General features: G+C 66.6%; 11 protein-coding genes and 1 tRNA gene. 9 read left to right on the top strand and 3 right to left on the bottom strand.

Features of this window, described 5'->3' with window-relative positions; genetic code table 11:
- On the bottom strand, positions 1-1,004 hold a 1,004-nt coding region (locus GJ693_RS03755; protein ID WP_328598814.1), incomplete at its 3' end, for a 1-deoxy-D-xylulose-5-phosphate synthase N-terminal domain-containing protein.
- Between the two features lie 228 nt (positions 1,005-1,232).
- Between GJ693_RS03755 and GJ693_RS16745 the strand changes: the two genes are divergently transcribed.
- The 4 genes from GJ693_RS16745 (at position 1,233) to GJ693_RS03740 (ending at position 2,718) form a co-directional block, all read left to right on the top strand.
- On the top strand, positions 1,233-1,394 hold the full coding sequence (locus GJ693_RS16745) for a hypothetical protein (protein WP_197041946.1): 162 nt from the start codon (positions 1,233-1,235) through the stop codon (positions 1,392-1,394).
- Between the two features lie 4 nt (positions 1,395-1,398).
- Positions 1,399-1,695, top strand: a complete 297-nt coding sequence (locus GJ693_RS03750) for a cell division protein ZapA (protein ID WP_197041945.1) — start codon at positions 1,399-1,401, stop codon at positions 1,693-1,695.
- A 215-nt stretch (positions 1,696-1,910) separates the two neighbouring features.
- The gene (locus GJ693_RS03745) at positions 1,911-2,468 is read left to right on the top strand and encodes a 5-formyltetrahydrofolate cyclo-ligase (protein ID WP_156254996.1); all 558 of its coding nucleotides are present in this window, start codon (positions 1,911-1,913) and stop codon (positions 2,466-2,468) included.
- 10 nt (positions 2,469-2,478) lie between these two features.
- A complete protein-coding gene (locus tag GJ693_RS03740) occupies positions 2,479-2,718 on the top strand; it encodes a DUF2842 domain-containing protein (protein WP_156254995.1) in 240 nt (79 codons plus the stop codon).
- A gap of 101 nt (positions 2,719-2,819) precedes the next feature.
- On the opposite strand, the gene GJ693_RS03735 is transcribed toward GJ693_RS03740, so the two are convergent.
- Positions 2,820-2,896: transfer RNA gene (locus GJ693_RS03735), tRNA-Asp, on the bottom strand.
- Positions 2,897-3,013: 117 nt separating this feature from the next.
- Here GJ693_RS03735 and GJ693_RS03730 point away from each other — a divergent pair.
- Positions 3,014-3,928, top strand: a complete 915-nt coding sequence (locus GJ693_RS03730; protein ID WP_156254994.1) for an acyl-CoA thioesterase — start codon at positions 3,014-3,016, stop codon at positions 3,926-3,928.
- Positions 3,925-5,190 carry an NRAMP family divalent metal transporter gene (locus GJ693_RS03725; RefSeq protein WP_156254993.1) on the top strand — a complete coding sequence of 422 codons (1,266 nt, stop codon included), beginning with the start codon at positions 3,925-3,927 and terminating at the stop codon, positions 5,188-5,190. Before GJ693_RS03730 ends, GJ693_RS03725 begins: the two co-directional genes overlap by 4 nt.
- Here the strand turns inward: GJ693_RS03725 and GJ693_RS03720 are convergent.
- On the bottom strand, positions 5,187-6,509 hold the full coding sequence (locus GJ693_RS03720; RefSeq protein ID WP_156254992.1) for a dicarboxylate/amino acid:cation symporter: 1,323 nt from the start codon (positions 6,507-6,509) through the stop codon (positions 5,187-5,189). The genes GJ693_RS03725 and GJ693_RS03720 overlap by 4 nt on opposite strands.
- Before the next feature lie 80 nt (positions 6,510-6,589).
- Between GJ693_RS03720 and GJ693_RS03715 the strand changes: the two genes are divergently transcribed.
- From GJ693_RS03715 to GJ693_RS03705, 3 genes are read left to right on the top strand one after another with little or no spacing between them, the layout of a single operon-like run.
- On the top strand, positions 6,590-7,441 hold the full coding sequence (locus GJ693_RS03715; protein ID WP_156254991.1) for a dienelactone hydrolase family protein: 852 nt from the start codon (positions 6,590-6,592) through the stop codon (positions 7,439-7,441).
- Entirely contained in the window at positions 7,441-7,827 is a 387-nt protein-coding gene (locus tag GJ693_RS03710) for a Rap1a/Tai family immunity protein (protein ID WP_156254990.1), read from the top strand. The genes GJ693_RS03715 and GJ693_RS03710 overlap by 1 nt, the downstream gene beginning before the upstream one ends.
- An 8-nt stretch (positions 7,828-7,835) precedes the next feature.
- Complete coding sequence (locus GJ693_RS03705; protein WP_156254989.1) at positions 7,836-8,141, top strand: hypothetical protein; 306 nt, start codon at positions 7,836-7,838, stop codon at positions 8,139-8,141.
- Positions 8,142-8,191: the final 50 nt, after the last annotated feature.

The following is an 8,191-nucleotide window of genomic DNA, read 5'->3' as shown; positions in this document are numbered from 1 at the left end:
TCGGTGAAGACCGCACTGCCGCTGGCCGGCAGGCGGCCCGCCATGCGGCGGCTGAATTCGTCGGCGTGCGCGCTGGCGGCAAGCCGGGCTTCCCACTGGCTGCGCGCCGCAGCACCGCGGGCGCCCAGCCCTTCCCACCAGGCCTTGATGTCGGCGGGGATTTCGAACGGGCCATATTCCCAGCCCAACGCGGCGCGGGCACCTTCGATCTCCTTGGCGCCCAATGGGCTGCCGTGGCTGCCGCTGGTGCCGGCCTTGGTCGGCGCGCCCTTGCCAATGGTGGTGCGCGCGGCGATCAGGCTGGGCCGCGGATCGGCCTTGGCGGCGCTGAGCGCCGCATCGATACTGGCAAAATCATGGCCATCACAGGCGACGACATGCCAGCCCGCGGCAGTGAAGCGGGCCGCCATGTCTTCACTGGACGACAGGCTGACCGGGCCGTCGATGCTGATCCTGTTGTCGTCCCAGATCACGTTGAGGCGACCCAGCTTCAGGTGGCCGGCCAGCGAAATCGCTTCCTGGCTGATGCCTTCCATCAGGCAGCCATCGCCGGCAATCACCCACGTGTGGTGATCGACCAGCGCATCGCCGAACACGCCGTTCAGATGCCGTTCCGCCATCGCCATACCGACAGACATTGCCAGCCCCTGGCCCAGCGGCCCGGTGGTGCATTCAACGCCGGGCAGCTCGGTGTTTTCCGGATGGCCGGCGCAGGGGCTGTGCCACTGGCGGAAGCGCTTGATGTCGTCCAGCGTCGGCTTCTCGTAGCCCGTCAGGTACAACAGCGCATAGATCAGCATCGAACCATGGCCGGCCGACAGCACGAAGCGGTCGCGATCCGGCCAGCGCGGCGCCTTGGGATCAAATTTCAGGTGATTGGCAAACAGCACGGTCGCGACATCGGCCATGCCCATCGGCATGCCGGGGTGGCCGCTGTTGGCGGCTTCCACCGCATCCATGGCGAGCGCCCTGATGGCGTTGGCGCAGCGCGAAAGATCGGTCATCGTGGCCGTTCCTGTTAACCTTGAACGCAATGGGCAATGGCCCCTGCCGTCGGGAGCGATTCCCGTCGATGCCGGCGGCTTTGGCCCACTGTCCGCGCGCCCGTCAACCATGCAGTTGCACCTGCCCCGGTGCGGCATGGTCACAAGGCTTGACCAAGCCTGACATAGCGTCTTATGAATGCCGTCCAACTAATTGAGTGCAAAAGGGGCGGGGCGATTTCGGAACTGATGAGCCTGTTTGCGCGACTCGAAGCTGCGCTGGCAGCGATCGAAACGCGCCGTGTTGCCGATGCGGCGGCGTCGGCGGCTGATCGCGCCCGGCTCGACCGCATCGAACAGGCGGCCGCCGAAGCCGTGCGCGCGCTCGACAATCTCATCGGGCAGGAGTGAGACGATGGGTCAGGCCATTCTCGCCATTTCCGGCCGCACCTACCGGATCAGCTGCCGTGATGGCGATGAAGAGCGGATCGCCCGGCTGGGAGACGAACTGGCCGCCCGCGCCGACCGACTGACCGCGTCGTTGGGCACCATGCCGGAAACCCAGTTGCTGGCGATGACCGCGCTGATGCTGGCCGACGAACTGGCCGATGCCCGCGCCGGCATTGCGCCGCCGCCGCAAGCAGCGCCGATGGTGGACATCACCCGCCTCACCCGCATCGTCGAACGGCTGGAAACGCTGGCGCGCACTTGAGGTTACGGCCCGGCAGGCCTATATCAGCGGGTGGCGGGCACTGCCCGGTACGAGCGAGCAAGCATCCCTGAGGCGATAATCATCCTATCGGGGGCTGGCACTGGGTGAGCCCTGGCTCACCAAAACTGGTTCCCACCTGACGTTTTGGCGTCAGAGGATCTTCAAGGCCAACGGCCCATGGTGGTCCCGCCAACCGACCATCCGGACATCATGTTGTGACCAAGACTGACCTGCGCCGCCACTATCGCGCCGCCCGCAAGGCCTTTGTTGCCGCCCTGCCCGCCAGTGAGCGGGAGCGGCTGGAGCGGGCGCTGGCTGACGTCGTCGCGCCGGTGATTGGCGGCTTCCGCATGACCGGCAGCTATGCCGCGGTCGGAGACGAGATCGACCCGGTGTGGATCGAAAAGCGCGTCGGCCCGCACGCCTTTCCCCGCATTACCGGCCCGGATATCCTGTTCCACCAGGCCGAATGGAGCGAACTGAAACCCGGCTTCCAGTCCATCCCCGAACCGCCGGCCACGGCACCGGTGGTGCAGCCGGATCTGCTGCTGGTGCCGCTGCTGGCCGTTACGCTCAATGGCGTGCGGCTGGGCCAGGGCCGCGGCTATTATGATCGCGCCTTGGCTGCCCTGCGCCGCAAACAGCCGGTGCTGGCCATTGGTCTCGCCTGGGAGTGCCAAATCGCTCCTGCCCTGCCGGCCGAGCCGTGGGACATGCCGCTCGACATGGTCGCGACACCGGAGCGTCTGGTCGATTGCCGTAAATCCCGATAAGGCCGGGCGCATGGATCTTGCTCCCCACCGCATTCCGCCCGAGCCCAGCTGGCGCAAGCCGGTCGGCATGCTTGGCCTGATCGTCTATCTCATCGTCTATGCGCTGGTGGTATCGGTGCTGGCCGACAATCTGGCCGGGGCACCGCGCATTGTTGAAACACTGGCCTATCTGGTGGCGGGCCTGGCCTGGGTGCTGCCCTTGAAGCCGCTGTTCCTGTGGATGAACACCGGCCGCTGGCGGACGAAATAGGCGCAGCAAGGCAACGGCTCGCAAAGCAATAAAAAACCGCGCCAAACCGATGGTCTGGCGCGGTTTTTTTACGCAGCGGATGGCCATATCCTGGTGGACAATGGCGCGAGTGACGGGGCTCGAACCCGCGACCTTCGGCGTGACAGGCCGACGCTCTAACCGACTGAGCTACACCCGCGTGCGCTGTGGAGCCGCGCTGATATGGAGGCGGGGCCAGCCTGTCAAGCAGAGTTTGGACTGCGATTTGCGCGCAGGTTGTGGACAATCCGGAATCCGCTAGGGAGAGGATATGGACATGGACGCCCCAGCCCCCAATCCCGAACGCGCCCCCGAACGCGCCGTCGCCCGCCTGCTCGGACTGCTCAACCTGGAAGAGGTGGAAACCGACCTGTTCCGCAGCCAGTCCACTGATGAGGGCTGGATTCGCGTCTATGGCGGCCAGGTGGTTGCGCAGGCACTGATGGCAGCGAGCCGCACGGTGGAGGCCGGCCGCCTGTGCCACAGCCTGCACAGCTATTTCATCCGCCCCGGCGATCCCAAGCTGCCCATCGTTTACAAGGTGGAGCGCGATCGCGATGGCGCCGGGTTCACGACCCGCCGCGTGGTGGCAATCCAGAAGGGCCGGCCGATCTTCAACATGGCCGCCAGTTTCCAGGTGCCGGAAGAGGGCCTGGAACATGCCGTGGCGCCACCGTCGGACGTGCCCCACCCCGAGACCCTAGAAAGCGATGCCGAATGGGCGCGACGCAACGCCCCGCACGCGCCGGAGCCGTGGCGCACCATCTGGCTGACCCGTGAACGACCGTTGGACGTGCGCGCGGTGGATGGCGACGATGATTTCTTCAACCCACAGAAGCGCCCGCCGCAGCAGCGCCACTGGGTGCGGCTGGCCGCGCCCATTCCGGCCGACGTGGCCGCCGATCCGGTGCTGCAGCGCTGCCTGTTCGCCTATGCGAGCGACATGACGCTGCTCGATACCTGCCTTGCCCCGCACGGGATCAGCTGGGCCAATCCGGCGCTGCAATCGGCCAGCCTCGATCACGCCATCTGGTTCAACCAGACGCCCGACATGAACGAGTGGCACCTGTTCGACCAGGATTCGCCGATGGCCGGCGGCGGGCGCGGCATCAATCGCGGCATCGTCCACGATATCCATGGCCGCCCGATTGCCACGCTGATGCAGGAAGGCCTGATCCGCTACCGGCCATGAGGCAGCGTCGCCCGCTCAGCCACCGGTTGAAGAAGCCGGCCTATCATTCGGCGCTGGGGCCAGGGCTGGTCACGGGCGCGGCCGACGATGATCCCTCTGGCATTGCCACCTATTCCCAGGCCGGCGCCGCCTATGGCTTTGCGCTGCTGTGGCCGGTGGTCCTGGCCTGGCCGTTCCTCACCGCGTTCCAGTTCACCTGCGCCGAAATCGCCCGCGTCACCGGCAAGGGCCTGGCCGCCAATCTTTCCGCCCATCTGCCGCGCAGCGCAGTGTGGGCGGTGGTGCTGATGCTGCTGGGCGCCAACATGTTCAACATCGCGTCCGACATCGCCGCCATGGCGGAGGCGGCGCGGCTGGTCACCGGCGTGCCGCGCCTGCCACTGATGGTGGGCTTTGCCGTGCTGTCGCTGGGGCTGCAGATTTTCGTGCCCTATCACCGCTATGTCGGCCTGCTGAAATGGCTGACCCTGTCGCTGTTCGCCTATGTGCTGGTGGTGCTGGTGGTGGGGGTGGAGTGGCGCCATGTGCTTGGCGGCCTGTGGCCCACCCTGCCCGCCGGCAGCGCCACCACGGTGGTTGCCATCCTGGGCACCACGATCAGCCCCTATCTCTTCTTCTGGCAGAGCGCCCAGGAACTGGAAGAGATGGGCCTTGAACATGCGCGGCCGCTCATCACCCACCAGCGCGGTGCCGCCATCGAGCTCAAGCGGCTGGTGAAGGACAGTGCCAGCGGCTTCCTCGTCACCATGACCATCTCGCTGTGCATCATCGCCGCCACCGCCGCCACGCTGCACGAAGCCGGGATCAACAATATCGCCACCGCTGCCGATGCCGCCGCCGCGCTGCGGCCCATCGCGGGCGATTTCGCCTTTGCGCTGTTTGCCCTGGGCATCATCGGCACCGGCCTGCTCGCCGTGCCGGTGCTGGCGGGTTCGGCCGCCTATGCGCTGGCCGAAGTCATGGGCTGGCGTGCCGGGTTGGAACTGAAGCCGCGTGAAGCCGGCGGCTTCTATGGCGTGATCTTCGTGGCCGTGGCCGCTGCGCTGGGGCTCGATCTGGTCGGCATCGATCCGATGAAGGCGCTGTTCTGGACGGCGGTGGTCAACGGGTTGGTGGCGGTGCCGGTGATGCTGGCGATCATGCTGCTGGCCAGTCGCCGCGCCGTGATGGGCGGCTTTCGAGTCAAGGGCGCGCAGGCCGTGCTGGGCTGGGGCGCGGTGCTGCTGATGGCGGTATCGGCCGCCGGCATGTTCCTCTTCTAATCCACATCCTGCGCGGCCGGCAGCGGGGGAAGATTGTCCCCGAACTGGCGGTCGCGGAACACGGCGGCGAACTTGGCCTCGTCGATGCCGCCCTCCCAGCGCGCCACCACCACGCAGGCGACCGCATTGCCGATGAAATTGGTCAGCGCCCGGCATTCCGACATGAAACGATCAATGCCCAGGATCAGCGCCATGCCGGCCACCGGCACGGACGGCACCACCGACAAGGTCGCCGCCAGCGTGATGAAGCCCGCCCCCGTCACGCCCGCCGCACCCTTCGAGGAGATCATCGCCACCGCCAGCAGGGCCAATTGCTCACCAATTGACAGGTCAATTCCGCAGGCCTGGGCGATGAACAATGCCGCCAGCGTCATGTAGATGTTGGTGCCATCCAGGTTGAAGCTGTACCCCGTCGGCACCACCAGGCCCACCACGGCGCGCGGGCAGCCGGCGCGCTCCATGCGGCTCATCAAGCCAGGCAGCGCGCTTTCGGAACTGGACGTGCCCAGCACCAGCAGCAGCTCGGTCTTCAGGTACGCAATCAGCGTCAGGATCGAAAAGCCCGCGCGCCAGGCGATGAATCCCAGCACGGTGAGCACGAACAGGATCGCCGTGCCATAGAAACAGGCGATCAGCAGCGCCAGATTGGCAATGGCCCCCAGCCCGAACTTGCCGATGGTGAAGGCAAAGGCCCCGAACGCGCCGATCGGCGCCGCCGCCATGAACAGCGCGGTCAGCCGGAAGAGGCCGGACTGGCCGGCGGCCAGCACGGTCAGCAACGGTTCCGCCGGTGGCCCCACCAGCGCCAGCGCCGCGCCCAGGCTGATCGCCAGGAACAGCACTTGAAGCATGTTGCCCTCGACGAAGGGCGACAGGATGGAATCCGGGATGATGGCAAGCAGGAACGGCACGATGCCGCCTTCCCCGGCCTTCTTCACATAGGTGGCGACCGCACCCGAATCGAGGCTGGCCGGATCGACATCCAGGCCATCGCCCGGCCGAACCACATTGGCCACGATCATCCCGATGATCAGGGCCAGTGTGGACACGGCGAGGAAATAGACGAAGGCCTTGCCGGCTACCCGCCCCACCCGGCCCATATCACGCATGTGGGCGATGCCGGTGACGATGGTGAGAAAGACCAGCGGCGCCACCACCAGCTTGACCAGCTTGATGAAACCATCGCCCAGCGGCTTGAGCGCCACCCCGGTTTCAGGCGCATAATGGCCGATCAGGCCGCCAACGATGATCGCGGCCAGCACCTGGGCATAAAGATGCCGCCAGATCGGACGCGGCGTGGATGTGGCGATGTCCCCCATGCCGGCCACCCTATCGGCGGTGTTGCCGCATTGCCAGCCTGTGTGGCGATGTTATGCCTTTGCCATCACAGGAGGGACTCATGGCCACGCTCACCCGCCCCGAAGGCACCGAAACCGAAGATCTGGCGCTGTCGCGCCGCGCCGTGCTCATCGCCGCCGGCTATGCCGCGTTCGACGTCGCCGCCAATGCCGAGCCGATCCGCACGCCCGACACCGGCCTCGTCACCGGCTGGGAAACCCTGCCCGGCGGCCTGCCCGCCTTCGTCGCCCGCCCCTCGGCCAAGGGCAAGCATCCCGCGGTCATCGTGGTGAACGAGATTTTTGGCGTGCACGAATGGATCAAGGATGTCTGCCGCCGCTTTGCTCAGGCCGGCTATGTCGCCATCGCGCCGGAATATTTCTACCGCGGCGATCCCGATCATGTGCTGGCCAGCAGCATGGATTTCGCCGTCATCCGGCCGATCGTCGCCAAGGCTGGCCTCGAACAGGTCATGGGCGACACCAGGACCACGATCGACTGGCTGGGCAGCCGGGGCTTCGTCAACAAGAAGAAACTGGCGATCACTGGCTTCTGCTGGGGTGGTGGCATCACCTGGATGGCGGCGTCGCGCTTCCCGGAAATCAAGGCCGGCGGCGCCTGGTATGGCGGCTTGAAGGGCAACCCAGGCCCGGAAGGCCGCAAATTCCCGATGGACGTGGTCGCCGATCTGAAGGCGCCAGTGCTCGGCCTCTACGGCGCGCTCGACAAGGGCATCCCGGTCGCCGACGTGGAGGCGATGCAGGCCAAGCTGAAGGGCACCAAGAGCAGCATCATCCTCTACCCCGATGCCGATCACGGCTTCCTCGCTGATTACCGTCCCAGCTACAACGCGGCGGCCGGCAAGGATGCGTGGGCGAAGCTGCTCAAGCATTTCAAGGCCAACGGCGTGTGATGCGGGCGCTGCTCGCCGCCCTGCTGCTGGCCACTACCGCGCAGGCGGCACCCACGGTGCAGCAGGCGCCGCCGGCCAGCGACAATCCCACGGCCATGGCGACCGGCGCCCATCTCGAGGCGGTGTGCAGCGATCGCGCCAACACGGCCCGGCAATTGATCTGCCTGTCGTGGATCAACGGTGCGTCGCAGGGCAATGGCTGGTTCAAGAGCCTGAACCCGGTATTGCTGCCCGACTATTGCCCGCCCAATCTCAACTTCAACCTGGTCCAGTATCGCGACATCGTGCTGGCCCATATCGGCAAGACCCGCACCGCCCGCAATGACCCCGCTATCGTGGTGTTCCGCCAGGCGCTGGCCGGCGCCTATCCCTGCAAGAAGGGCTGAGTGCCGCCATGGGCTTTGACCTGGCCAAGGCGCTGCACAAGAAGGCCGAGGTGGAAACCGCCCGGCTGCAGGCCTTCACCTTCCAGCAGCGTGCCCGCGCCATCAGCCTGATTGCGAAGGACCATGGCCTCAATCCGGCCGCAGTGGCGGGTGCGCTCGCCGTGTGCCCGGATGCGGAATTGATCGACCGCCTTGCCGCAGCAATCGGGCTTGCGCCTGCCGCCACTGCCGCCGCCTTCACCCAAGCCCTGGCAACGGCCCGGCAGCACCTGGTGGCCGAACAGGGCGATCCCACCCCCCACCGCCTGGCCTGAAGCGCCAAACTGCCCCCAATAAGCACGAAAAATTCGGGGTGGCCGGCCCG

This window comes from Sandarakinorhabdus oryzae (assembly GCF_009733735.1).
GTDB classification, from domain to species: Bacteria; Pseudomonadota; Alphaproteobacteria; order Sphingomonadales; family Sphingomonadaceae; genus Sandarakinorhabdus; species Sandarakinorhabdus oryzae.
Note: the sequence above shows the minus strand (reverse complement) of the source record. Positions and strands in the feature narration are given on the sequence as shown.

Bases quoted from the DNA above. Each gene is read 5' to 3' on its own strand.
- GJ693_RS16745 (WP_197041946.1), top strand. From the start codon at position 1,233: ATGAGCCTGTTTGCGCGACTCGAAGCTGCGCTGGCAGCGATCGAAACG.
- GJ693_RS03750 (WP_197041945.1), top strand. From the start codon at position 1,399: ATGGGTCAGGCCATTCTCGCCATTTCCGGCCGCACCTACCGGATCAGC.
- GJ693_RS03740 (WP_156254995.1), top strand. From the start codon at position 2,479: ATGGATCTTGCTCCCCACCGCATTCCGCCCGAGCCCAGCTGGCGCAAG.
- GJ693_RS03730 (WP_156254994.1), top strand. From the start codon at position 3,014: ATGGACGCCCCAGCCCCCAATCCCGAACGCGCCCCCGAACGCGCCGTC.
- GJ693_RS03725 (WP_156254993.1), top strand. From the start codon at position 3,925: ATGAGGCAGCGTCGCCCGCTCAGCCACCGGTTGAAGAAGCCGGCCTAT.
- GJ693_RS03720 (WP_156254992.1), bottom strand. From the start codon at position 6,509: ATGGGGGACATCGCCACATCCACGCCGCGTCCGATCTGGCGGCATCTT.
- GJ693_RS03715 (WP_156254991.1), top strand. From the start codon at position 6,590: ATGGCCACGCTCACCCGCCCCGAAGGCACCGAAACCGAAGATCTGGCG.
- GJ693_RS03710 (WP_156254990.1), top strand. From the start codon at position 7,441: ATGCGGGCGCTGCTCGCCGCCCTGCTGCTGGCCACTACCGCGCAGGCG.
- GJ693_RS03705 (WP_156254989.1), top strand. From the start codon at position 7,836: ATGGGCTTTGACCTGGCCAAGGCGCTGCACAAGAAGGCCGAGGTGGAA.